This is a genomic window from Clostridium sp. LBM24168 (genome assembly GCF_052953915.1).
On the sequence record NZ_CP196861.1, the window covers coordinates 1,187,939 to 1,212,762 of the forward strand.

At 32.0% G+C, this 24,824-nt stretch carries 22 protein-coding genes; 21 read left to right on the plus strand and 1 reads right to left on the minus strand.

Annotation, left to right across the window (positions count from 1 at the left end):
* Positions 1-56 precede the first annotated feature (56 nt).
* The 7 genes from sigE to ACSVC9_RS05975 all read left to right on the plus strand — a co-directional run bounded on the left by sigE (position 57) and on the right by ACSVC9_RS05975 (position 7,380).
* Entirely contained in the window at positions 57-764 is a 708-nt protein-coding gene (gene sigE / locus ACSVC9_RS05945) for an RNA polymerase sporulation sigma factor SigE (RefSeq protein WP_446899429.1), read from the plus strand.
* Between the two features lie 73 nt (positions 765-837).
* Positions 838-1,611, plus strand: coding sequence for an RNA polymerase sporulation sigma factor SigG (gene sigG, locus ACSVC9_RS05950; RefSeq protein ID WP_446899430.1), 774 nt, complete (start codon positions 838-840; stop codon positions 1,609-1,611).
* Positions 1,612-1,658: 47 nt separating this feature from the next.
* Positions 1,659-1,934, plus strand: coding sequence for a YlmC/YmxH family sporulation protein (locus ACSVC9_RS05955; protein ID WP_446899431.1), 276 nt, complete (start codon positions 1,659-1,661; stop codon positions 1,932-1,934).
* A gap of 108 nt (positions 1,935-2,042) precedes the next feature.
* Positions 2,043-2,498, plus strand: coding sequence for a transcriptional regulator NrdR (nrdR, locus tag ACSVC9_RS05960; RefSeq protein ID WP_446899432.1), 456 nt, complete (start codon positions 2,043-2,045; stop codon positions 2,496-2,498).
* 348 nt (positions 2,499-2,846) lie between these two features.
* Complete coding sequence (locus tag ACSVC9_RS05965; protein ID WP_446899433.1) at positions 2,847-3,254, plus strand: group II intron maturase-specific domain-containing protein; 408 nt, start codon at positions 2,847-2,849, stop codon at positions 3,252-3,254.
* A 203-nt stretch (positions 3,255-3,457) separates the two neighbouring features.
* Entirely contained in the window at positions 3,458-5,233 is a 1,776-nt protein-coding gene (locus ACSVC9_RS05970) for an EAL domain-containing protein (protein WP_446899434.1), read from the plus strand.
* 20 nt (positions 5,234-5,253) lie between these two features.
* Entirely contained in the window at positions 5,254-7,380 is a 2,127-nt protein-coding gene (locus ACSVC9_RS05975) for a methyl-accepting chemotaxis protein (RefSeq protein ID WP_446899435.1), read from the plus strand.
* On the opposite strand, the gene ACSVC9_RS05980 is transcribed toward ACSVC9_RS05975, so the two are convergent.
* The gene (locus tag ACSVC9_RS05980) at positions 7,377-8,534 is read right to left on the minus strand and encodes a YibE/F family protein (RefSeq protein ID WP_446899436.1); all 1,158 of its coding nucleotides are present in this window, start codon (positions 8,532-8,534) and stop codon (positions 7,377-7,379) included. The two genes, ACSVC9_RS05975 and ACSVC9_RS05980, sit on opposite strands and share 4 nt — an antisense overlap.
* 241 nt (positions 8,535-8,775) lie before the next feature.
* Between ACSVC9_RS05980 and ACSVC9_RS05985 the strand changes: the two genes are divergently transcribed.
* The 14 genes from ACSVC9_RS05985 to der all read left to right on the plus strand — a co-directional run bounded on the left by ACSVC9_RS05985 (position 8,776) and on the right by der (position 24,822).
* A complete protein-coding gene (locus ACSVC9_RS05985) occupies positions 8,776-11,643 on the plus strand; it encodes a cell wall-binding repeat-containing protein (protein WP_446899437.1) in 2,868 nt (955 codons plus the stop codon).
* Between the two features lie 208 nt (positions 11,644-11,851).
* The gene (gene pgeF, locus ACSVC9_RS05990) at positions 11,852-12,559 is read left to right on the plus strand and encodes a peptidoglycan editing factor PgeF (RefSeq protein WP_446899438.1); all 708 of its coding nucleotides are present in this window, start codon (positions 11,852-11,854) and stop codon (positions 12,557-12,559) included.
* Between the two features lie 41 nt (positions 12,560-12,600).
* On the plus strand, positions 12,601-13,296 hold the full coding sequence (locus tag ACSVC9_RS05995) for a response regulator (RefSeq protein ID WP_446899439.1): 696 nt from the start codon (positions 12,601-12,603) through the stop codon (positions 13,294-13,296).
* Positions 13,297-13,306: 10 nt separating this feature from the next.
* Complete coding sequence (gene pnpS / locus ACSVC9_RS06000; RefSeq protein ID WP_446899440.1) at positions 13,307-15,019, plus strand: two-component system histidine kinase PnpS; 1,713 nt, start codon at positions 13,307-13,309, stop codon at positions 15,017-15,019.
* A 130-nt stretch (positions 15,020-15,149) separates the two neighbouring features.
* Complete coding sequence (locus ACSVC9_RS06005) at positions 15,150-16,052, plus strand: phosphate ABC transporter substrate-binding protein PstS family protein (RefSeq protein ID WP_446899441.1); 903 nt, start codon at positions 15,150-15,152, stop codon at positions 16,050-16,052.
* An 85-nt stretch (positions 16,053-16,137) separates the two neighbouring features.
* Positions 16,138-17,031 (plus strand): phosphate ABC transporter permease subunit PstC, encoded by an 894-nt coding sequence (pstC, locus tag ACSVC9_RS06010; protein ID WP_446899442.1) that lies wholly within the window; start codon positions 16,138-16,140, stop codon positions 17,029-17,031.
* Positions 17,031-17,918, plus strand: coding sequence for a phosphate ABC transporter permease PstA (gene pstA / locus ACSVC9_RS06015; protein WP_446899443.1), 888 nt, complete (start codon positions 17,031-17,033; stop codon positions 17,916-17,918). The genes pstC and pstA overlap by 1 nt, the downstream gene beginning before the upstream one ends.
* A 14-nt stretch (positions 17,919-17,932) precedes the next feature.
* Positions 17,933-18,682: a phosphate ABC transporter ATP-binding protein PstB gene (gene pstB / locus ACSVC9_RS06020; RefSeq protein ID WP_446899444.1), complete on the plus strand. Its 750-nt coding sequence runs from the start codon at positions 17,933-17,935 to the stop codon at positions 18,680-18,682.
* Between the two features lie 77 nt (positions 18,683-18,759).
* Positions 18,760-19,416 (plus strand): phosphate signaling complex protein PhoU, encoded by a 657-nt coding sequence (phoU, locus tag ACSVC9_RS06025; protein WP_446899445.1) that lies wholly within the window; start codon positions 18,760-18,762, stop codon positions 19,414-19,416.
* Positions 19,417-19,566: 150 nt separating this feature from the next.
* On the plus strand, positions 19,567-20,271 hold the full coding sequence (locus ACSVC9_RS06030) for a glycerophosphodiester phosphodiesterase (RefSeq protein ID WP_446899446.1): 705 nt from the start codon (positions 19,567-19,569) through the stop codon (positions 20,269-20,271).
* A 153-nt stretch (positions 20,272-20,424) separates the two neighbouring features.
* A complete protein-coding gene (locus ACSVC9_RS06035) occupies positions 20,425-21,048 on the plus strand; it encodes a DUF47 domain-containing protein (RefSeq protein WP_446899447.1) in 624 nt (207 codons plus the stop codon).
* On the plus strand, positions 21,041-22,039 hold the full coding sequence (locus tag ACSVC9_RS06040) for an anion permease (protein WP_446899448.1): 999 nt from the start codon (positions 21,041-21,043) through the stop codon (positions 22,037-22,039). The genes ACSVC9_RS06035 and ACSVC9_RS06040 overlap by 8 nt, the downstream gene beginning before the upstream one ends.
* 105 nt (positions 22,040-22,144) lie before the next feature.
* Positions 22,145-23,485: a DUF512 domain-containing protein gene (locus ACSVC9_RS06045; RefSeq protein WP_446899449.1), complete on the plus strand. Its 1,341-nt coding sequence runs from the start codon at positions 22,145-22,147 to the stop codon at positions 23,483-23,485.
* Between the two features lie 20 nt (positions 23,486-23,505).
* Positions 23,506-24,822 (plus strand): ribosome biogenesis GTPase Der, encoded by a 1,317-nt coding sequence (der, locus tag ACSVC9_RS06050; protein ID WP_446899450.1) that lies wholly within the window; start codon positions 23,506-23,508, stop codon positions 24,820-24,822.
* Positions 24,823-24,824: the final 2 nt, after the last annotated feature.

Sequence of the window (24,824 nt, forward strand, 5' to 3'; positions counted from 1 at the left end):
AAGTAAGCATGCATGAGATATAGAATTAAAAACTAGGGTTAATTGGGGGGTCAATTATGTTTAAAATAAATGTGATACTAAATAGGTTGATGTTAAAATTTAAAATATTTTTTAGGAGTTTGTATTACATAGGAGGCAGTGATGTGCTTCCTCCTCCTCTTACTAAGGAAGAAGAACAGGATTTGGTATTGAAATTGGTATCTGGAGATGAAAAAGTAAGATCAACTTTAATTGAAAGAAATTTAAGACTAGTTGTTTATATAGCAAGAAAATTTGAAAATACAGGTGTAAATGTAGAGGATTTAATATCAGTAGGTACCATAGGTCTTATAAAGGCTGTAAATACTTTTGATCCAAATAAAAAAATAAAGCTTGCTACCTATGCATCAAGGTGTATTGAAAATGAAATACTTATGTATCTTAGAAGAAATAATAAAGTAAAAGCCGAAATATCATTTTATGAGCCATTGAATGTGGATTGGGATGGAAATGAATTGTTATTATCTGATATATTAGGTACGGAAAATGATATTGTGTATGATCTTATTGAAGATGAAGTAGACAAAGAACTTTTAGTAATAGCTATGAAAAAGTTAAGCGAGAGGGAAAGAAAAATAGTAAATTTAAGGTTCGGATTAAATGGATATAGTGAAAAAACCCAGAAGGAAGTAGCTGATATGCTTGGTATATCTCAATCTTACATATCAAGACTTGAAAAAAGGATAATAAAGCGTTTAAAAAAAGAAATAAATAAAATGTTATGAGCTTGTCTTTAGTATAAAATACAGCTTCTTAGTAAATACTTAAAATGCTATATATTCTAAAGGGGCTGATTGCATGATAATTAACAAAGTTGAAATTTGCGGCGTAAATACATCAAAATTGCCAGTTCTTAAGGAAAGTGAAATGAAGGAACTTTTAATTAAGACTAGAGATGGAGATCTTAAAGCTAGAGAAAAATTCATAAAAGGAAATTTGAGACTTGTATTGAGTGTAATACAAAGATTCAACAATAGGGGTGAAAATGCGGATGATCTCTTTCAGGTGGGATGTGTGGGACTTATAAAGGCAATAGATAATTTTGATTTGAAGCAAAATGTAAAATTTTCTACCTATGCAGTTCCTATGATTATAGGTGAAATAAGGAGATATTTAAGGGATAATAATTCTATAAGAGTAAGTAGGTCCCTTAGAGATATAGCTTATAAGGCACTTCAGGCAAGAGATAAGCTTGTAAGGGAAAACAACAAGGAACCTACAATATCACAAATATCGAAAGAATTAGATATGCCAAGAGAAGAAGTAGTATTTGCATTGGATGCAATTCAAGATCCTGTTTCGCTGTTTGAACCAATATATCGTGATGGCGGAGATGCTATATATGTTATGGATCAAATAAGTGATAGAAAAAATGTGGATGAAAACTGGCTTGAAGATATATCCATAAAAGAGGCAATGAAAAAGTTAAATGACAGAGAAAAACTAATATTAAATCTCAGATTCTTTGATGGAAGAACACAGATGGAGGTGGCAGAAGAAATAGGAATATCACAGGCTCAAGTATCAAGACTGGAAAAAACAGCTTTAAGACATATGAAAAAATATATATAAATATAATATATTAGATTTTATATAGTTGTTGGGGGGTGCTTACATATATGGAAAATAATATTGAAGAAGAAAATTCATTATACTCATTGGCAAGTTTGAGATCTATGGAAATTATAGATATAAACACAGGAGCAAAGCTGGGCTTTATAAAGGATCTAAAAATAGATTGTGAGAATAGCAGGATACTATCTATAATATTACCATCTCAAACATCTAAAATAAGTTGGTTTGGTAAAAATGATGATGTAGAATTACCTTGGGACAATGTAAAAAAGATAGGAATAGATGTATTACTTGTAGATGCAGAAAATGTATTAACTTAGAGCATGTTTGTTTTATTAAGTATCTATATATGTCTAAAGATTGATGAAAATTTAGCGAAAAGAGAGTATAATATAAATTATATATAGATATAAAAGGACGTGAAATAAATGAAATGCCCTTATTGTGGATATGTAGAAAGTAAAGTTGTTGATTCCAGATCTACTGAGGACAATAAAGCTATTAGAAGAAGAAGAGAGTGCTTAGGCTGTAAGAGAAGGTATACTACTTATGAGAAAATCGAAGATCTGCCAATACTGGTTATAAAGAAAACTATGGATAGAGAATATTTTGACAGAAATAAGATATTAAACGGACTTATAAAAGCATGTCAAAAAAGACCTGTTTCTAGGCAGCAGCTTGAAAGTATAACAGATGATATTGAGAAAAGTATAAATAATAAAATGATAACTGAAATAAGTTCTTCCGATATAGGTGAAATGGTGATGAAAAGACTTAAGGATATTGATGAGGTCTCCTATGTAAGATTTGCATCTGTATATAGACAGTTTAAGGACATAAATACATTTATGGAGGAAATTAAAAATCTTATTTCGAAAAAATAGACGATATATTTAAATATCGTCTATTTTTTATGTGCGCCCAGCATGGGTGCAATCTAATGGGTGAAAGTCCCAAGCACGGGTTGATAGTGCCAAGTGCACAGCTTAAGACAAGGGTGTCCATGGTGACGTGGAATCTGAAGGAAGTCGGCAGCAAAACTCTGGTCTGACAGATAAGTTATAGATATGAATTTAGAAATAATAACCCATACAGTAATGTGTGGCTGAACTGTCAGAAGTCAGCAGATGTCATAGTGTGCGACTTGAAAGTCGCTGCTTTATGGTGCTAGTATAAAAATGTAGACACAAAATTCGAACAATATAAAATAGAGAAAAGGAAGTGTCTACATAATGTCAAATAGATCTAAGAGATACACAAAAGATTTCAAAAATACTATAGTGGAACTTTACAATTTAGGGAAGTCACTAAGTGAGATAAATCGTGAATATGGCGTAGCTAAATCAACAATAAAGGTATGGATTAACTACTTCAAACTGGCAGATATGAAAAGTACAAAGACGTTAGATGAGTGGCTTAGAAGAAGGATTAGGATGTGTTATTGGAAACAATGGAAAAAACTCAAAACAAAACACGATAATCTTAAAAGGCTTGGTATTGATGAATATAAAGCTTGGGAATATGCAAATACAAGAAAAGGCTACTGGAGGATATCCTGCAGCCCTATTCTATCAAAGACACTATCTAATAAATATCTTAAAAAGCAAGGCTTTATAACATTAACCGAAAGATATCTATAATTAGGTAATTCTTATTGAACCGCTGTGTACCGAACGGTACGCACAGTGGTGTGAGAGGTCGCTGAATAAAATAATTATTCAGCTCCTACTCGATTGCGTAGTTATATTATGAGTATATTAACTAAATTTAACAAATAATTAGTAAGCATTTAATATAAGAATTGTATAATTTTCTAAGAAGTCGGTATGCGGGGTGAGTTAGAATGAATCTACAATATGAACTCGAACTGGATAGGATATTATCTTGTGGAAGCATTAGTACAGTATTTCAACCTATTGTATCTCTCAAAGATGCTTCTATTATAGGATATGAAGCTTTAAGTAGAGGACCGGAAGATTCAATTTTGCATTTTCCAAATAAGCTTTTTTCAGTAGCAGAAAGCTGCAATAGAGTTTGGGATCTTGAGTTACTATGCAGATTAAAAGCTATAGAAAAAGCTAATAGGATAGATAAGGATAAACTATTATTTATAAACGTAGATCCTAGAATATTTAAAGATGACAGGTTCAAAAGTGGATTTACAAAAGAATTTTTAAAAGAGAATGGTATATCTTCAAACTCAATTATTTTTGAAATAACAGAGAAAACTGCTATAGAAGATTATAAAAGTTTTAAAGTAGCACTTGATAATTATATTAATCAGGGATATAAAATTGCAATCGATGATATGGGTACAGGCTATTCGGGACTTAAAACTTTGATGGAAACAAGACCTCACTATGTTAAGATTGATATATCATTTATTAAAGGAATAGATAAGGATATATTCAAACAAAAACTTGTAAAGACATTTTTGGAGCTAGCTCATTCTACAAATATGGAAATTATTGCAGAAGGAATTGAAACTGAAAGTGAGCTTTTGAAATTGATAAACCTTGGTGTTACTATAGGTCAGGGATACTTTATTCAAAGACCTTCGGGAACATTTCTTGATATTTCTGAAAATGTAAGAAAAAAAATAATGAAATACAGTAAAATACAAAGCAATAAATTTGAAAAAAATTATGTTGGCAGCATTGCAATAAAGAATCCAGCTTTCTCGCTGGTGACCAAAAGCAAAGACATTAAAAAATTCTTTGATAATTCAGGAATTATGGGGGCATGTATTGAAGAAAGTGGATATCCCATAGGATTGATTATGCAGCATGATCTTGACTATGCGCTTGCTACTCAATATGGCCTTTCAGTTTTTTCAAAACGCTCTGTATCCTTAGTTATGGATTCTTCGCCTTTGATAGTAGATTATTATACTTCCATAAGCGATGCATCAAAAATTGCAATGGATAGACCTTCTAAAAAAATATATGATTATGTTATAGTTACAAAAGGAAATAAATACTATGGAATTGTCACAATTAAAAATTTACTTGAGTATACTTTAGAATTTGAAAAAAACCGTGCTAAAAATTTGAATCCACTAACAGGACTTCCTGGAAATGAAATTATAAATGAAAATATTTATAATATGCTGCATCATAATGCTAATTTTTTTTTGATTTATGCAGATTTAAATAATTTTAAAATATATAATGATACATATGGTTTTGAAAATGGAGATAAAGTTTTAAAATTTACTGCCAGACTTATAGAAGAACAAACTAAGAAATTTTGTACATACAATGGTTTTGTAGGCCATATAGGAGGAGACGATTTTGTATGTATAATTGAAAATGAAAAAGAAATATGTGAGAAATTGTGCCAAAGTATAATTTCAAAATTTGATTCAAAAATACTTGATTTTTTTAATGAGAAAGATAAAAGTAATGGATACATTGAATCTTTGGATAGAAAGGGCAATAAAGATATTTTTCCTCTAACGTCTATAGCATTGGGGTGTATGTATGGAAACTTTACTAGATTTAAGGAAATTGACGAGATCGGTATGCATATGAGCAAGATTAAGAAAAAAGCAAAAAAGAACAAAAATAGCAGCTATGTTATTTTTGATATCAATTGTATGATTAACATTATAAATTAACGATATTTGGAGGAATTGACATGAAAAAGATGTTCAATTTTAAGTTTGTACATATATTCAGTGGTATGAAAGAAAAAATATTTGACAAATTAAAAGAAAAAATATCTGCCAAAAAGAAAAAAATCAATTTGATTGATTTATCATTTTTAAATAGTGTTGGAATAAAAATAATTGCCCAAATTGGAGTATTGGTAATAGCAATTTGTGGAGTTATTGGATTAATATCTTATCATAGTTCTTACACAGCTATGGAACAAAATATAAAATCTTCACTTCAGGACAAGGCTGGAGAGTCATCTAAATTAATAGATTCAATGTTACAGCAGCAAGTTAAAGCAATGATTGAAATAGCAAATAGAACGGAAATAAGATCGATGGATCCTAAAATTCAAATTCCAGTTTTAGCCAAAAGAGCTGAAGAATTAAACTATTCAAGTCTTAATGTAATGGATTTAAATGGATTAGCCTATATGCAAACCGGCGGGAAAACAAATATAGATTTGAATAGCAACGAGTCGGCTTATCTAAAAACGGCCCTACAGGGGAAACCTAAGATTGATGGACCATACTTTAATGTTAATGGAGATCAAATAATAGCAGTGGCAGTTCCAATAAAAAATGATAATAACAAAATTGTAGGAGTTCTATTTTCAAATATAAGCACTGCAGAATTAAATAAACTTGTCCAAAGAATGAAGGTTGGTGCAAGTGGATATTGTTTTATAATTGATAAAAGTGGAAATAAGGTAATACATAAGAATTTAACTTTAGTTTTAAATAAAGATAATACTATAAAAAATGCAGAAAAAGATAAATCACTTATAGAACTATCAAATCTTGAAAAAAAGATGATACAAGGTAAAAGTGGATCTGGGTATTATAAAGAAAATGGAAAGTATATGCTTCTGGCTTATTCACCTATACCGGAGATGAACTGGTATTTAGGAATTACTATAGCTAAAGAAGAAGTATTTATTTCTGTAAATGTACTTAAATATAAGATGATAACTGCTACAATAATATTTATATTGATAGGAATTTTTATTGGTAGCATTATAGCGAGACAAATAAGAAAACCTCTGGTAAAAATAAGAAAATATGCCGAAGAATTATCCAATTTCAATTTGGAATATAAAATAGATATAAAGAGCAAAGATGAGTTTGGACAAACTGTAAATGACCTGAATTCTGCTTTGGAAAATATAGGAAACATGATAAGACATGCTAAAAAAGGGAGTTGCACTGCATTAGAGTCCAGTAACTATGTAAATCAGATGTTTCAGGAATCACAGGTTGACATTGAAACGGTATCTAATATGTCTGATGAAATAACCACAAATATGCAGGAAACATTAGTATCTATTGAAAATGTGGGTGAAAAGGTATGTCTGGTTAAACAAATGGTAGAAAAAACCGTTGACGAAGCCAGTGCTGGATTGAATTTGTCTGATGAAATGAATAAAAAAGCTGTATATATAAGAGATAATATAGAAAAATCAAGAGAAAATTTGAAAATTTATTATACAGAATCAAGTAAAAAACTTAAAAATTCACTGGAAACAATAAAGGTTGTGAATAATATATCCAAGATGTTAAATGAAATCAGAAAGGTATCAAAAAAGACGAATATACTTGCCTTAAATGCTCATATTGAAGCTGCCAGGGCCGGAGAGTTTGGAAGAGGATTTATGGTAGTTGCTGGGGAAGTTAAAAAGCTTGCAGACCAATCTTCGAATATGGCAAATAATATACAGATCAATATAAAGGATATAATGATGGCAGTTGGGGAACTTATAGATTCTTCAAAAAATATACTGCAGCTTATAGAAGAAAATGTAATGGATGACTATGTTAAAATAATTGAAATGAGCAAGGAATATCAGGATGAAGGTATGAAGATTGAGTCTGTTATAAAAAAGTTCTATGTTCTTACGGACGATATAAATTTATCACAGCAGGAGTTTTCAAATATAATTGATGATATTACAAATTCTGTGGGTAAATGTACAGAGGCAGTAATAAATATATCCGGTAGTATGAATTCAATAGAAGAAAAAAATACGGATATATCTGTAAAAACTGCCCAAAATGCTGATGAAGCAAAGAAACTCATTGATATTGTAGATCAATTTAAAGTACAGGACTAGTTGGTTCTATTTGAAAATCTTGTGATAATCTCTGATGAAATGAATGATACAATGGGAACTGTGAAAATTATTGCCATGCTTCCAGTTAATCCTTGAATTATTTCTAAATTTACCATATCCATATTCATAAGCTGGTTGTAGCTCACATTGTAGGAATAAATTATTATAATCATGGTAAGTGATGCTCCTGCAAAAGCCAGAATCAATGTATTTGCCATGGTTCCCATCATATCTTTTCCAACATTCATTCCAGATTTGAGTAATTCTTTTTTACTCATAGTAGGATTGGATGTATATATCTCCTGTATGGATGATGCTATTGATATGCTTAGATCCATTACAGCTCCCAGGGATGCTATTAAAATTCCTGCAGTTAACAATTCGTGTACTTTCATACCGGATACATTTGAAATCATGTTCAGACTTTCTACGTCAGAAAAGTTAAGTCCCGTTAGATGGGCTAAGCGGCCCAAAATAAGTTCAATTATTCCTGCGATAACAACGCCGGATATGGTACCTAGTATGGCAGATAAAGTTTTTGCACTCCACCCATTTAACAAAAACAGTGTGATACAGCTTGTTATAATTATTATTAGAATTGAAGCCATAATTGGCGAATATCCTCTGTATAACATGGGAACAAATAAAAATATAATACAGGACAGGGTAAATACAAGTCCCATTACAGATCTAAAGCCTTTTTTACCACCTATTATGCAGAGTGCTGCAAAGAAAATAAAAATGAAAGCATATTGAACGGGAGCTCTATAGTAATTGTATATTGTTATACCGTGTGAAGAGGAATTTGCCGTGGAAATTTCTACTATAGCTTTCATTCCAGGTCTTAGGTATACGTTGTGAGTATCGCTTAAATAATTTGTTACATTTTCCACATCTCCCTTATGTTCTCCTGAAAGAATTTTAATTTGAAGCTGCTGAGTTCCAAAATATATGTTTTTTGATTCGTTAAATTGTTTTAGGGAATTATTTTTTATGGATATAACTTGAGCTTTTTCGTATTTTATATAAGACTTTCCATTTTGTCTGTTGTATGTTACGGGATGGCTTATGTTAAAATAGTATAAAAAAATACCGAATAACAGTACAGATGCTGAAAAAATTAATACTTGAAATGTTTTTGAAAATTTAATCATAATTATTCCTCCATTTAATATAGAAATCATTTAAATTTTGATGCATACTCAACATTATATTATTTCAATGAAATGTAATTATAAAACATATGTAAAATTTAGGTTAAATATGAAATGTTATCATTATTTTACATAAACTTTACATGAGTGTAACAGATAAAAACATAAAAATTGTTAATATAATAGTGTGTATATTAATGAACTGTTAATAAAACTATTATTTTTAGGAGGAAAGTTCATCATGATGCAATATCTTAAAAAAGCAACGTCAAAAATAGCATTATTCATGCTATGTTCTTTAGTCGTATTTTCAGGACTGGGAATGCCGATATCGACAAAAGCAGCTGAAAATGATGATACTTCTACGAGTCAGTCAGTTACAGTAACAGCAGAAGAAGGAACTCAGCCAAGTATTAAAGATATAACCTTTGCACCTGGAGCAGATCCATCACAGATAAGTTTTACATGGTATTCAAAGGGTACTGCAGATCCACAGGTACAGATTGCACTTAATTCCGACATGACTGAAGGCAAGTTCCCTGAAGACAAAGCAAATACATTCAAGGGACAGAAATCAGGAGGAAATGAAGGATACACTTCCAATAAAGTAACAGTAACAGGACTCAAACAGTCTACAAAATATGTATACCGTGTAGGAGACGGAACCAACTGGAGTCAGGTTAATGACTATACAACACAGGATATATCGAAGGGATTCAATTTTCTATTTGCAGGAGATCCTCAGATCGGTGCCAGTGGCAAGATAACTGAAGATGGAAACGGATGGGTTGATACACTGAATAAAGCTTTTGATAAATTCAAGGATACGGATTTTATAATGTCGATAGGAGATCAGGTAAATAACGGCAAGGAATCTCTGGATGAAAACAGCGCAGTCAAGAATGAAGGAGAATACGACCAGTTCTTCAGACCGGAACAGCTAAAAAATATACCTCTTGCAGCAATTCCGGGTAACCACGAAGGATATGGACCGGGTCACATAACTAATTTCAATGTTCCTAATATGTCAGACAAGTATGGTATATTCACCAACAACGGATTCGAGGAAGATAAAAGTAATGGAACAACAGGAAATGACTACTACTATGTATATGGGAATACGCTTTTCATGATGCTGAACAGCAACGACATTAATGCAGAGGATCACAAGGCATTCATGAAAGAGGCGATAGCAGCGAATCCAAATATAAAATGGAAGATAGCGGCAATGCACCATTCAATCTACAGTTCTGCAAACCATGAGACGGACAAGGATATAGCGCAGAGAAGACTTACACATCCTGAGGTATTCGAGGAACTTGGAGTGGATGTTGTCCTGGACGGACATGACCACTGCTATACGAGAACATACCAGATGAAGGCTGGGGAAGCAGTTGATGTTGAGGATGCAAAAGACGGCAAGGTTACCAATCCGGAAGGGGTTCTGTATATAACTGCAAATTCGGCAAGTGGAAGTAAGTACTATGAAATACAGGAACCAAATCAGAACAATTACTATGAAGCTGTAAAATGGCAGGATCATGTCCCAACATTCTCTGATGTAAAAGTGGACAGCAACAACTTTACAATAACAACGTATAGAACTGATACAATGGAAGCTATAGACACCTATACTATAACTAAGAAAACTTCATCGGGTGGTGGTAGTTCAAGTAGTGGTTCAAATTCATCAGTTAATGTAACAAACTCAAATACAAATTCAGTTGTTAATGCAATAAAGAAATCAAGTGATAATGCAACTGTAACTATAAAGGTAGATGACAATAAAAAAGTGGAGAAAGATGTATTTGATGCAGTGAAGGGGACCGACAAAAAATTGGTGTTCACAGAAGATGGAATAGAATGGACATTTAATGGAAATGACATATCAGATACTAAATCGGTTGATATGACAGTTGATATAGCTAAAATTAAAGATTCCAAGTCGTCAAATAAGGAAGCAATTCAGCAGAAGACAAATAATGCGGATGTTACTGTAGTATCTTTTGCAGATAATGGAGAACTTCCTGGGAAAGCTACAGTTAAGATTAAACTTGACAATAGCTGGCTTGAAGATAAAGACAAAAATAATATGAATGTATATTATTACAATGAATCCAACGATACTTTCAGCAATATAGCAAACAATTTAAAAGTTGCTTCTGATAATTATATAAGTTTTGATGTAACACATAATAGTGATTATATAATATCGGATAAAGAATTGACTTCCCTGAAGCAGGTGAGACTGGGTGGATCAGACAGATATGAAACCTCGGCAAAAATATCACAGAACAAATGGTCAAGTGCAGATTCGGCAATACTGGTATCAGGTAAGGCTTTTGCAGATGCACTTAGTGCAGCACCATTTGCAAAGCAGTTGAATGCACCTATACTGCTGACTTCAAATAACTCACTGGATAAAAGTACATCGGCAGAACTTTCGAGACTGAAAGTTAAAAAAGTTTATATAATTGGTGGTACCGGAGTCGTGTCTAATTCAGTGACAAATGCTGTAAAGAGTATGAAAATAAGTGTAGAGAGAATATCTGGAGCAAACAGATATGCCACTTCACTTGCAGTTGCAAAACAGATTGGAAAACCTGCACAGATATTCATAGCTTCAGGAAAAGGCTTTGCAGATGGATTGACAATATCATCTTATGCGGCTCTATCGGGAAGTCCAATACTTCTGGTAGATGGAAGCCATCTGGAAAATGATGTGCTGCAGTATATAACGGAAAATGGCAGTAAATCATATGTAATTGGAGGAAATGGCGTCGTAAGCGATAGTATAGTCAAGAGTTTGAAGGCTGAGAGAATATCAGGAGCAGACAGATATGCTACAAACATTGCTGTATTGAATAAATTTAATGATAGTTATGATTTGTCAGATGTTTATTTTGCATCAGGGAGTGATTTTGCAGATGCTCTTTGTGGTTCTTCAGCAGCTGGCAAGGAAAAGGCACCAATCATATTGATTAGCAAAAACAATTCTAACAGTACAAAAAATTATATTAGATCAAAATTAAATAGTTTTGACCAGGTAACTATTCTTGGAGGAAACGGAGCAATTCTACAAAGTGTAGTCAGTCAGCTTCTTCAATAGATAACCGGTATTTAATAAAAAGAGATATTCTGGGATAAGATTCCAGAATATCTCTTTTTATTATTATTTTTAAAGCTAAAATTTTATTTCTATTTATGTTAAGTTTATGTTAAAAATTTTAAATTATAGACATAAAGTGTAATTCATAAATAAACAATGTTAAAATATTGAGTAGTAACAATAATAAAGTTCAATTTGGAGGAAATATATGGAATATATTTTGAAAGATGAATATAAATTTATAAAGATAGATTTAGATGGTGCGGTAGCAGTATTTTCAACGGCTAGAAATAATTTGGATTTTAATAAGCTAAAAGACTATGGAATAAAAAATATTGAGAATTTAAAGAATTGGTTTGGCCTAGATGATGTAGGTTATTTAAATCAAGTTCATGGAGATAGATTAGTTAACTATGATGAAAAATTAGAAAGTGCTGATGGATTGTTTACAAATAAAGTTAATACAGCTGTGGGTGTATTCAATGCCGATTGTGCTCCTATACTTTTATATGACAGGGAAAATTCTATAATTGCAGCTGTACATAGTGGATGGAGAGGAACTTTAAGTCTTATACTTAAAAAAGCTATTAAAAAGTTAAAATCAGAATATAATAGTAGGGAAAATAATATATTTGTGTGTATAGGACCGCATATACAGGTATGCTGCTATGAAATTGGAAAAGAGCTTATGGATAGATTTAAAAAATCCGATTTCTATAAGGGAAAAGATATATTTGAAGGTAGAAATTTGGATTTGAAAAAATGTCTTTTTTATCAGCTTGAAAGTGAAAAAATTAGAAAAGAAAATATAAAATATGTGGATATATGTACATGTTGTGAAAAGAAATATGATATGCATTCTTATAGAAAGGATAAAAACTGTGGAAGGATGTTTTCGTTTATCTATCTAAAATAAATTTCAATAAAATAGATTCTAATAAAATTTTGGAGGTAAATATGTCAGAAAAAACAATTTTGATAGTCGACGATGAAGAACATATATGTGAGTTAATTAAATTCAATCTTGAAAAGAATGGGTACAAAACCATTATATCCACTAATGGAATAGATGCCTTGAAAAAGATACGCAGGGAAATGCCGGAATTAATACTTCTTGATGTCATGCTGTCAGGGATGGATGGATATGATGTATGCAAGGAGATAAGAAAAGACAGTTCGATATCATCGATTCCAATTATAATGATAACTGCAAAGAGCGAGGAATTCGATAAGGTTCTTGGATTAGAACTTGGTGCAGATGATTATATTACGAAACCTTTTTCTGTAAGGGAGCTTGTGGCAAGGGTGAAGGCACTTTTGAGGAGAACGAATGTTAATGATAATAATAGTTATTATGTATTTGGAGACTTGAAAGTAGATTTTGACAAACATGAAATTTTGAAATCTGATAAAAAGGTTGAACTTACGTTAAAGGAATTTGAACTCCTCCACATACTTATAAAAAATAAGGGAAGGGTTGTTACAAGAGATTGCCTTCTTGATAGGGTTTGGGGTTATGAATATATAGGAGAAACTAGAACAGTTGATGTACATATAAGGCATTTAAGACAAAAAATTGAAGAAGATGACAAAAAACCAAAGTTTATTGAAACTATTCGTGGAATAGGATATAGATTTAACCCAGGGGAATAATGGTGATATAATGAAAAAAAAATTAATGCAATCAATGCTCTACATACTTATGCCAAGTTTAATAATTATGACTACACTATTTATGATAATCGAGAATTATGAATATATGCAGAATATGAAGCAGACTCTTAAAATAAACAATCAGGTAGTAATAAATGCACTAGAAAAGAGTAATTACGTAAATAAAAGTAGTATTTTTAAGGACTATTTTAAAAATACTACTTTAAGGGGAACTTATATAGATAATAAGGGAAATGTAATAAGCGATTCTGAGGAATATGAAAAAAATCTTGGAAATCATAATGGTAGGAAAGAAATAAAAGATGCTAGAAAGTATGGAACAGGCTATAATGTTAGACTGAGTGATACCACAAATAAAAAAACGTTATATTTTGCTACAATGATGAAAGATGGAAATGTGGTTAGAAGTGCGATAACAATGCAGACAATAAAAGGTGTAGAAATAAGATATTATAAATATTATATTTTTATAATGATACTGTCTATAGTTATGTCTTCAATTTTTATAACACGATTATCAAAATCAATGTTAGCGCCTATTAAAAAGCTTCAGGAGATAACTAGAGGTATGGCAGACGGCAATTTGAACAAAAGGGTAAAAATAGATAGAAAAGATGAAATAGGTGAACTTGCAAATACTTTTAATAATATGGCTGGAAAACTTCAATCAACATTGAATGATTCCATAGACCAGAACAATAAACTGGAGGCTATACTTACAAGTATGGACAGTGGAGTTATAGCTATAGATACAAATTATAAAATAATAATGATAAATCCTTATGCAAAAGGCATCTTTGGAATAGAAGAAGATATAATAGGTAAAAACTTAATGGATAGTATAAGAGATTTTGAACTTGAGAATGTATTCAAAAATGAAGATGGAAAATATAAGGAAATAAAAATTATATGGCCTAAAGAAAGAAACTTAAGAATAAAAACCGCTGACATAATAAATAATTCTGGCTATAAAATTGGTACGGTGGCAGTAGTCCAGGATATAACTGATGTTAAAAGACTTGAGAATATGAGGTCAGAATTTGTAGCAAATGTTTCCCATGAATTGAAGACACCACTTACTTCTATAAAAGGTTTTTCTGAAACTCTAAGATATGCGGATGATGTGGAAAATAGAAATAAATTTTTGGATATAATAAATAATGAGGCTGATAGGCTTACAAGGCTTATAGATGATATTCTTACGCTGTCCCATATAGAAAATAGTAAAATTGGTGTTACGGAGAGGATTAATATAGCTTCGTCTATAGAAAGTGTATGTTATTTAGTGGAGGAAGCAGCCAAAAAGAAAAATATAAAAATAGTCAGGTACATATCAAGAGGTCCCGATATCTATGGCGATGAAGATAAATTCAAGCAGATGATGATAAATCTTGTGGATAATGCAATAAAATATTCTGACCAAGGAGGGGAAGTAAAAATAGTCGCACAATTTAAAGATAATAATTGTGTAATATGGGTTGAAGATAATGGTGTAGGTATATCAAAGGAGCATCAGGGAAGATTGTTTGAGAGGTTCTACAGGGTAGATAAAGCTAGATCAAGAAGTCAGGGTGGAACAGGTTTGGGCCTTGCTATAGTGAAACATATTGTTATAGGCTTTAGTGGAAGCATAAAAGTTGAAAGTGAACTTGGAAAAGGAAGTAAGTTTATAGTAACGATTCCAATAAAAAGTATATCCTAATTTAATTGTGGAGGTTTTGTTAATTTTATTTAACATTTGAGTAATAAGGTCTTAACTTTCGTGGAATAATATAGTCATGTAGAATGAATTTATGTAAAATATAGCAAATTTGAGGAGGTCTACACTAATTATGAAAAAAAGAAGCTTGAGAGCTCTTATTGCAGCAATGACAGTCGCAATGACTGTTGGAGTCTTTGCCGGATGTGGATCCACTGGAAGTGGAGATAATTCAACTAAGGATAATTCGGCATCGGAAAAAAAGGTATCAGGTTCAATAACTTTGGCAGGATCTACAGCACTTCAACCACTTGCAGAGCAGCTTGGAAAAACTTTTTCAGAAAAGAATCCAGATGCTACTATTAATGTACAAGGTGGTGGAAGCGGTACAGGATTAAAGCTTGCACTAGATGGAACTGCTAATATAGGAAATTCTGATGTTACAGCAGAATCCAAGTTATCACCAGATGATGCAAAACAATTAGTAGATCATAAAGTATGCGCAATAGGATTTGCAGTAGTAACTAATTCAGGGGTTAAAGTTGATAGCCTTACAAAAGATCAAATCCAAAAAATATTTACAGGAGAGATAACTAACTGGAAACAGGTAGGTGGAGATAATTTACCTATAAATGTTATCAATAGAACTAAATCATCAGGTACTAGAGCTACATTCAAGGATACTGTAATGGGTGGAAAAGATGAAAAAGAAGGTCTTGGTACAACACAGGATTCAAATGGAAATGTAGAAAATGCAATAAAGACTACTAAAGGAGCAATAAGTTATCTTGCACTGTCCTATTTGACTGATGCTGTTAAGGAAAATGTTAAAGCATTAAAAATAGAAGGTGTTGAAGCTACTAACGAGAATATAGAAGGTGGAAAATATCCTTTCTGGTCTTATGAACATATGTATACTAAAGGGGAAGCTAAAGATCTTACAAAGGCATTTATAGATTATGTGCTGGATGATGCAAACAAGGAGACAATAACTAAACTTGGATACATTCCAATGAGCGATATAAAAGCACAATAAAATATCTTACACTTTAGGTGGCCGGGCTCTATTGCGTGCCCGGTCTATCAAATTATTAGTGAAGTCTGATTTTGAGGTTGATAAAATGAATAATAAGTCTTTATGGAAAAGTTTAAAGAATGAATACATAGGAAGAGGATTTTCAATATTTTGTGGAATAGCAATAATAATTCTTACACTTACCATTATAGTATTTATAACATCAAAGGGATTGAATACATTTACTAAAGGTGAATACTCATTAAGCAAATTTCTATTTACCTCCCGATGGAATCCTGATAGTGATACTCCCAAACTTGGAGCACTGATATTTATTGCAGGATCCACATTTGTCTCACTTGGGGCAGTTTTAATAAGTGCACCGGTAGGAGTTGCACTTGCTGTGTTTATGCATTACATATCTCCTAAATTTGGTTCCAAAGTACTTCAACCAGCACTAGAATTATTTGTAGGAATACCTTCTGTTGTATATGGATGGATAGGTTTCAGTGTACTCATTCCATTTTTAAAGTGGAATTTTGGAGGAATAGGATTCAGCTTACTGGCTGGCATATTGGTGTTGAGTATAATGATACTTCCAACTATTGCAAGCATATCTGCGGATGCAGTTAAAGTTGTACCAAGAAGTTATCTGGAAGGTTCTTACGGACTTGGAGCTACAAGGTGGCAAACTATATCCAAGGTTATACTGCCTTCTGCAAAAAATGGTATACTTACTGGAATAGTATTGGGGCTTGCAAGAGCTGTTGGAGAGGCACTTGCAGTACAGATGGTAATTGGTAATTCAATAAAGTTCCCGAATCATCTTTTAGGTCCAACGTCTACACTTACAAGTATATTGACTATGGACATGGGAAATACGGTATCGGGTACTGCCTGGAACGATGCATTATGGTCCTTAGCTCTATTGTTGCTTATAATATCATTTATATTTATTATTATAATAAGGATAATTGGAAAGAGGAGTGAGGTTAAATAGTGGATGCTAGAGTTAAAGATAAAATTTGGACTGGAATTTTATATGGATTATCTGGATTTGTTATAATACTTTTAGTGGCTTTAATAGCATATATACTATTTAAGGGAAAGGGGTTCTATAGCCCATCTTTTTTGTTTGGAAATGCCAAGTTTGGTGAAGCTGGAGGTGGAATAGGACCTCAGTTTTTTAATTCTTTTTATATGTTGATTGTGGCGCTTATAATAAGTATACCTTTTGGATTAGGAGCCGGAATATACCTGGCTGAATATGCAAAAGAAGGGATTTTACTGAATATAATAAGATTGTGTATAGAAACTATGGCATCACTTCCTTCCATAGTAGTTGGATTGTTTGGTTTGCTGATATTTGTAGGTATGACAAATTGGGGATTTACACTTTTGTCAGGTGCATTGGCTATATCTGTACTTAATCTTCCATCTCTTACCCGTATTAGTGAAAATGCTATAAGGGAAGCTTCAAAGCCTGTAAAGGAAGCAAGTCTTGGACTTGGTGCTACAAGATGGCAGACTATATGGAAGATAGTTCTGCCATCGGCAATACCGGAAATTTTAACAGGTGTAATACTTGCGGCAGGTAGAATATTTGGAGAAGCTGCAGCACTTCTCTATACGGCAGGTATGAGCGCACCTAAACTGAATTTTTCAACCATAAGTTTGTCAAATAGTGCCTCGTCTTTCAGTTTGTTCAGACCAGCAGAGACACTGGCAGTTTATATATGGAAGCTTAATTCGGAAGGTATGGTACCTGATGCAGCACAAATTGCAAACAAAGCATCTGCCGTATTGGTGGTTATGGTACTATTATTTAATATTATTGCTAGAATACTTGGCAGAAAGATATATGAATCCTATACAGGTAAAAGATAAGAAGGAGGAAACTGATGTATATAGTACAGACTAGGGATTTGGATTTATATTATGGAAGTGTTCAGGCCCTTAAAAAGGTAAATCTTGATGTAGAAAAAAATTCAGTTACAGCATTGATAGGACCTTCAGGATGTGGAAAATCTACTTTTTTAAGGACAATTAATAGAATGAATGATCTTATAAGTTCAGTAAAGATAGAGGGAAAAGTTCTGTTTGACGGAAAGGATATATATGAAAATTATGATATAATAGAACTCAGAAAAAGAGTGGGAATGGTTTTTCAAAGTCCTAATCCTTTCCCGATGTCCATATATGACAATGTTGCCTATGGACCTAGGATACATGGGATAAAAAACAGAAATACTTTGGATGAGATTGTCGAGAACAGTTTAAAAGGTTCTGCCATATGGGATGAAGTCAAAGATAGATTAGATAGAAATGCTCTTGGATTATCTGGAGGACAGCAGCAGAGGATTTGTATAGCTAGGACTTTAGCTGTGGAACCGGAGGTATTATTAATGGACGAACCAACTTCAGCTTTGGATCCTATATCAACCTTGAAGATAGAAGAGCTTATGGATGTGCTTAAAAAGAAGTATACCGTAATAATCGTAACTCATAATATGCAGCAGGCAGGTAGAATATCAGATTATACTGCTTTTTTCTTGAATGGTGAAATAGTTGAAGATGGAAAAACGGAAGATATATTTTATAAACCTAAGGATAAGAGAACAGAGGATTATATAACTGGAAGATTTGGGTAATACTGGCTTAAATTTAAAATTGAACATTGCACTAACTGTAGCTATAATTATAGAAATATAAGAGGAAGGTGATGATTATGACAAGGATTGGGTTTGATTATGCATTAGATGAAATGCATAATGATGTATTAAGAATGGGAAGTATAGTTGAAAAACAGATTCATCAGTGTATAAAATCTCTAGTTAATCATGATGAAAATTTGGCCAGACAAACTATAAAAAATGATGATCTGGTTGATAATCTTCAAAAAGAAATAGAGGACAAATGTATAAAATTGACTGCGAAAGAACAGCCACTTGCTATAGATTTAAGAACAATATTTACTACTACTAAACTTATAGCGGATCTTGAAAGAATGGCAGATCATGCGGTGGATATAGCTAAAGTTACTATAAGGTTGAAAGATGAAAAGTATGAAAAGGAATTGGTGGCCATACCTAAAATGTCTGAAATGGTAAATGAGATGATAAAAGTAGCTCTGGACGCTTATGTAAAAAGAGATGTGCAGGCTGTTTATAAAGCGTGTGAAATGGATGATGAAATAGACGGTATTTTTAAAAACACGTTTTTAGAAATGCTGCAAATTATGGCTGATGACAATAGTAAGATAAATCAGATGACTCAATTTTTATTTGTATGTAAATATTTAGAAAGAATAGCTGATAGGGTAACTAATATATGTGAAGGAGCCATATATCTGGTGACAGGAGAGTTAAAAGATTTAAATGAATGAAGCTTAATTCCATATCTTTAATTTTGGAAGATTACCTGAAGATAATTTCAAAATATTTTCAGGTAATCTTTTTTAATTTAGCGGATAGTATAAATTTAGCTATTAAGAAATATAATCAAAATAATAAAAAGTAATAAGGAGATATTATGTATGACTAGAGCTTTGAATATTGCACACAGAGGATACAGCGGAATATATCCTGAAAACACTATGCTGGCTTTTAGAAAGGCTATAGAAGCTGGTGCGGATGGTATAGAAACAGATCTTCATGTAACTAAGGATGGTGTCATAGTTATATGTCATGATGAAACTGTAGACAGAACTACTGATGGGACTGGATTCATAAAGGATCATACTTATAAGCATATAAGAAAACTTAATGCAGGAAATGGAGAAAAGATTCCAAATTTAGATGAAGTATTAGACTATATGAGGGATAAGAATTTACTTTTAAATCTGGAACTTAAAAATGATGTCTTCCATTATGACAATTTAGAGAGAAATACAATAGATAAGGTATATGAGTATGGATTAGAAAAAAATGTGATATTATCTTCTTTCAATCATAATTCAATGCAAAAAGTAAAGGAGTATGATAACAGTATAAAAACAGGATTGTTATATGGTTCTCCAATCTATAAACCGGAGATATATGCAAAGAAAATGGGTGCAGATGCACTTCATCCACTTTTTTCACTTGTTATGAATACAAAAATAGTTCGTGATATCAAAGCATATGGTATACTGATAAATGCTTATACAGTAAACAGAGAAAATGATATCAGAAAGCTTATAGATTTAAATATAGATGGTATCATAACAAACTATCCTAATATACTCAAAAAGTTAATTTAGAGAATTATATTTAATAAGGAACTGCTGCAAATTTCGCTTTGTAGCAGCTTTTTTACGTGCCTTTATATGTTAAGTTTATATTTCAATATTGTTAAGTTTATGTTATACTTTATAAGGTTAAGTATATATATTTCAATGATTGGAGGAAATATAATGTTCAGTTTTACTCCTAAGGAAGATAAGTTTTATAATCTCTTTATAGAAGAGGCTAACATAGCATATAGGGCTGCTAATTTGTTGATGGATTTTTTGCATAATCTCAAGAATGCAGAACAAAATATAGAAAAAGTAGAAAATATAGAGCATGAAGGTGACAAAAAGCAGCATGAAATCTTAAAAGAGCTAAACAATACATTCATTACTCCCTTTGACAGGGAAGATATTTATAGTATAGCTAAGGGAATGGACGACATTATCGATCTTATAGAATCTACCGCCAGCAGGTTTGTTATGTTAAATGTAGGTGTCTGTACAGATGAGGCTAAAAAACTTGCGGAAATGATTTTAAGCTGTTGTAATGAGATTATAACTATAATGGAAGAATTGAAAGGCATGAAGGCAACTAAAAGACTTTCAGAAAAAATAATAAAAGTTAATGGTATAGAGGAAAAAGGCGATGTAATTTCAAGGGAAGCCATTAAGAAAATATTCAGAAGCGATATGAAAGTTATAGATATAATAAAATGGAGGGAAATATATCAATATCTTGAAGATACATTGGATTCTTGTGAAGATATAGCCAACATTGTTGAAGGAGTAGTAATGAAAAATGCCTAATGATACTTTAATACTAACCATTATAATAGTTCTAATTGCTGTAGTATTTGATATTATTAATGGCTTTCATGACAGTTCTAATGCAATAGCTTGCTCAGTATCAAACAGAGTTCTATCTATGAGACAAGCTGTAATTATTTCTGCTTCACTAAATTTTATAGGTGCTTTTATGAGTGTGAAAGTTGCTGAAACTGTGGGAAGTGGTATAGTTCATCCAAGTGATATAACCCAGAAAGTAATCATAGTTGCATTGATTGGAGCTATAATATGGAATTTGATAACTTGGTATTTTGGAATACCAAGTAGTTCTTCGCATGCTCTTATAGGAGGATTAATAGGTTCAGCTGTTGTATATAAGAGCTCATTTCTAATTGTGTATTGGTCAAATCTTTTTTGGAAAGTAATAGTTTGGCTCATATTGTCACCTATAATAGGATTTGTAATAGGATTTATTTATATGAATATTATAAATGCATTTCTAGTTAATGCAAGACCGGCTAGCGTAAAAAAAATATTTTCAAAAGCTGAAATATTATCTACTATGTTTTTAGCTTTAAATCATGGAGGGAATGATGCACAAAAGACAATGGGAATTATAACTATGACATTGATGAGTGCTGGATTTATTAAGGAGTTTTCTATACCTCTGTGGGTAAAAATAATTTGTGCACTTTCAATGGCACTGGGTACGGCACTTGGTGGGAAAAGGATAATCAAGACAATGGGATCAAAAATGGCAAAAATATCACCTGTCAGTGGATTTACAGCTGAACTGGGTGCATCTAGTGTAATCCTTACAGCTACTATGTTTGATGCTCCTGTGAGTACAACCCATATAATAACTACTGCTATAATGGGAGTTGGTGCATCCAAAAGATTTTCAGCAGTAAGATGGGCTGTTGCAAAAGATATACTTATAACATGGGTATTCACAATACCTGGATGTGCTGTTATTTCAAGTATAATAATGAAACTATTGTGTTTATTTTAATACTGTCTTTCCTATATTCAAGCCGATTTGACTAAATAGAAGTATTAATATATATTTTAAGAGTATAATATGGAATAAACACAAATTTAGCTAGGAGTTTTTTAAATGAAGAATGAAATATCTGCAGTAAAAACAGGTAGCATAGCAGAAGAAATGGGGGTAGAGGTTGGGGATAGACTTTTAACTATCAATAATAAAAAAGTTGGAGATATAATAGATTATAAATTTTTAATAAGCGATAATTATGTAGAAGTTGAAATAGAAAAGAAAAATGGAGAAATATGGGATCTTGAAATAGATAAGCGGTATGATGAGGACCTTGGTGTTGAATTTAAGGATTTTATATTGGATAAACCAAAAAACTGCCATAATAAGTGTATATTTTGTTTTATAGATCAATTACCAAAGGGAATGAGGAATACCTTATATTTTAAAGATGATGACTCGAGATTAGCATTTCTTCAAGGAAATTTTGTGACTCTCACAAATATGAATGAAAATGACATAGATAGAATAATTAAATATAAAATAAGTCCTATAAATATATCTGTACATACAACTGATTCAAAATTAAGAATAAAAATGCTTAATAACAAATTTGCCGGTAATTTATATGAAAGACTGAAAAAGCTGGCTGCTGCCAATATAAAGATGAATTGTCAGATAGTTTTGTGTCCTGATATAAACGATAATGAGAAGCTGGAGAAAACAGTAGAGGATCTTTTTGTGTTATATCCCGAAGTTAAAAATGTAGCAGTAGTACCTGTTGGCGTTACTAAATATAGACAGGGGCTTTTTGATATGAAATTATATGATAAGTACTCGGCGGGAAAGCAGCTTGATAGAATGAATGTTCTTCAGCAGAAATATATATCTAAGATAGGAATGCCATTTGTCAGAATGTCAGATGAATTTTATATTATTGCTGATAGAGATGTTCCAGATTCCGGTTTTTATGGTGGGTTCAGTCAATTGGAAGATGGCGTTGGAATGATAAGACTTTTTAGAAATAATATAGATAGGAGTCTAAAAAGTCTTAAAAACGAATTTTGGAAGCTAAAAGGCTCTTTTACGTTTATTACAGGAAAGTCTGCTTATAATGAAATAAAAAATGCAGCGGATGAAATTATGAAATTAAATAATAATATTTCTATAGATGTTAAAGGGATAGTGAATAATTTTTTTGGCACCACGATAACTGTAGCAGGTCTTGTTACAGCCTGTGATATAGTTGGGCAGTTAAGTGGATGCAATTTAGGAGAGAATGTGGTCATCCCGGAGTGCATGCTTAGAAAGGGATATGAAATTAATATGGATAAAAAAAGAGTATTTTTAGATGATGTAACAGTAGAAGATCTTGAACATAAAATAGGTAGAAAAATATGTATATGTAAATATAGCGGTGAAGATCTAATAGATATCATTATGGAGAATTCAACTTTGTAATAATAAGGGAGGAATAAATTATGGGAAAGTCTATAGTAGCCATAGTAGGAAGACCTAATGTAGGAAAATCTACATTATTTAATAAGTTAGCAGGAAAAAGAATATCAATAGTAGGAGATAAACCAGGAGTTACAAGAGATAGAGTATATGCCCAGGCAGAATGGCTTAATAACAATTTTACAATAATAGATACTGGAGGAATTGAGTCTGAAAGTAGTGATATTATTATTTCTCAAATGAGAAGGCAGGCACAGATGGCTATAGAAACAGCTGATGTAATAATATTCATAGTAGATGGAAGAGAAGGACTTACTGGTGCGGATAGAGAAGTGTCCCAACTACTTCGAAAAAGTGGAAAAAATATAGTGCTTGCGGTAAATAAAATAGACAACCTGAAATTTGAAAACAACGCCTATGAATTCTATAATTTAGGGATAGGTGACCCTATAACAATATCGGCTTCACAGGGACTTGGACTTGGAGATATGCTGGATGAGGTTGTTAAATATTTTAAAAGTGGAGATGCTAATTCTGAAGATGATGAATATATAAAAATAGCTTTCGTAGGGAAACCGAACGTAGGAAAATCTTCATTGATAAATAAAATTCTTGGAGAAGAACGAGTAATTGTAAGCGATATACCAGGGACTACAAGAGATGCCGTAGATAGTCATCTTGAAAGGGATGGTGACAAGTTCCTTTTAATAGATACTGCAGGTATAAGGAGAAAAAGTAGGGTAAAAGAGGAAATTGAAAAATACAGTGTTATAAGAACCTATACTGCCATAGAAAGGGCAGATGTGTGCATCTTGTTGCTGGATGCTACCCAGAATATAAGTGATCAAGATGAAAAAATAATAGGATATGCGCATGAGATGGGTAAATCCATATTGGTTTTAGTAAATAAATGGGATCTCATAGAAAAAGATACGAAGACAATGAACAAATTTAAAACTATGATAGAAAGAAGTCTATCATTCATGTCCTATGCTCCATATCTTTTTATATCTGCCAAAACAGGTCAGAGAGTTGGAAAAGTTTTGGATACAGTAAAAAAATGCTATGATAATTACAACAAACAGATTAAAACAGGAGTACTGAATGATGTGATAAACAAAGCTGTCATGATGAAAGAACCTCCTATAATAGGAACTAAGAGGCTTAAAATTTATTATGTTACGGAAATTGGAGTAAAACCTCCAACATTTGTATTTTTTGTAAATGACGGTGAACGTGTTCATTTCTCATATAGGAGATATCTTGAAAATCAGCTTAGAGATAATTTTGATTTTACTGGTACAGGGATAAAACTTGAGTTTAGAGAAAGGAAGGAATGATA

What these genes read in the sequence shown, in the direction of transcription:
- ACSVC9_RS05980 (WP_446899436.1), bottom strand. Translation starts at nt 8,534, where the DNA reads ATGATTAAATTTTCAAAAACATTTCAAGTATTAATTTTTTCAGCATCT.
- ACSVC9_RS06030 (WP_446899446.1), top strand. Translation starts at nt 19,567, where the DNA reads ATGACTAGAGCTTTGAATATTGCACACAGAGGATACAGCGGAATATAT.
- pstB (WP_446899444.1), top strand. Translation starts at nt 17,933, where the DNA reads ATGTATATAGTACAGACTAGGGATTTGGATTTATATTATGGAAGTGTT.
- ACSVC9_RS06005 (WP_446899441.1), top strand. Translation starts at nt 15,150, where the DNA reads ATGAAAAAAAGAAGCTTGAGAGCTCTTATTGCAGCAATGACAGTCGCA.
- sigG (WP_446899430.1), top strand. Translation starts at nt 838, where the DNA reads ATGATAATTAACAAAGTTGAAATTTGCGGCGTAAATACATCAAAATTG.
- ACSVC9_RS05955 (WP_446899431.1), top strand. Translation starts at nt 1,659, where the DNA reads ATGGAAAATAATATTGAAGAAGAAAATTCATTATACTCATTGGCAAGT.
- ACSVC9_RS06045 (WP_446899449.1), top strand. Translation starts at nt 22,145, where the DNA reads ATGAAGAATGAAATATCTGCAGTAAAAACAGGTAGCATAGCAGAAGAA.
- sigE (WP_446899429.1), top strand. Translation starts at nt 57, where the DNA reads ATGTTTAAAATAAATGTGATACTAAATAGGTTGATGTTAAAATTTAAA.
- pstC (WP_446899442.1), top strand. Translation starts at nt 16,138, where the DNA reads ATGAATAATAAGTCTTTATGGAAAAGTTTAAAGAATGAATACATAGGA.
- ACSVC9_RS05975 (WP_446899435.1), top strand. Translation starts at nt 5,254, where the DNA reads ATGAAAAAGATGTTCAATTTTAAGTTTGTACATATATTCAGTGGTATG.
- ACSVC9_RS05985 (WP_446899437.1), top strand. Translation starts at nt 8,776, where the DNA reads ATGATGCAATATCTTAAAAAAGCAACGTCAAAAATAGCATTATTCATG.
- nrdR (WP_446899432.1), top strand. Translation starts at nt 2,043, where the DNA reads ATGAAATGCCCTTATTGTGGATATGTAGAAAGTAAAGTTGTTGATTCC.
- phoU (WP_446899445.1), top strand. Translation starts at nt 18,760, where the DNA reads ATGACAAGGATTGGGTTTGATTATGCATTAGATGAAATGCATAATGAT.
- ACSVC9_RS06040 (WP_446899448.1), top strand. Translation starts at nt 21,041, where the DNA reads ATGCCTAATGATACTTTAATACTAACCATTATAATAGTTCTAATTGCT.
- ACSVC9_RS05995 (WP_446899439.1), top strand. Translation starts at nt 12,601, where the DNA reads ATGTCAGAAAAAACAATTTTGATAGTCGACGATGAAGAACATATATGT.
- der (WP_446899450.1), top strand. Translation starts at nt 23,506, where the DNA reads ATGGGAAAGTCTATAGTAGCCATAGTAGGAAGACCTAATGTAGGAAAA.
- ACSVC9_RS05970 (WP_446899434.1), top strand. Translation starts at nt 3,458, where the DNA reads ATGAATCTACAATATGAACTCGAACTGGATAGGATATTATCTTGTGGA.
- ACSVC9_RS05965 (WP_446899433.1), top strand. Translation starts at nt 2,847, where the DNA reads ATGTCAAATAGATCTAAGAGATACACAAAAGATTTCAAAAATACTATA.
- pnpS (WP_446899440.1), top strand. Translation starts at nt 13,307, where the DNA reads ATGAAAAAAAAATTAATGCAATCAATGCTCTACATACTTATGCCAAGT.
- pgeF (WP_446899438.1), top strand. Translation starts at nt 11,852, where the DNA reads ATGGAATATATTTTGAAAGATGAATATAAATTTATAAAGATAGATTTA.
- ACSVC9_RS06035 (WP_446899447.1), top strand. Translation starts at nt 20,425, where the DNA reads ATGTTCAGTTTTACTCCTAAGGAAGATAAGTTTTATAATCTCTTTATA.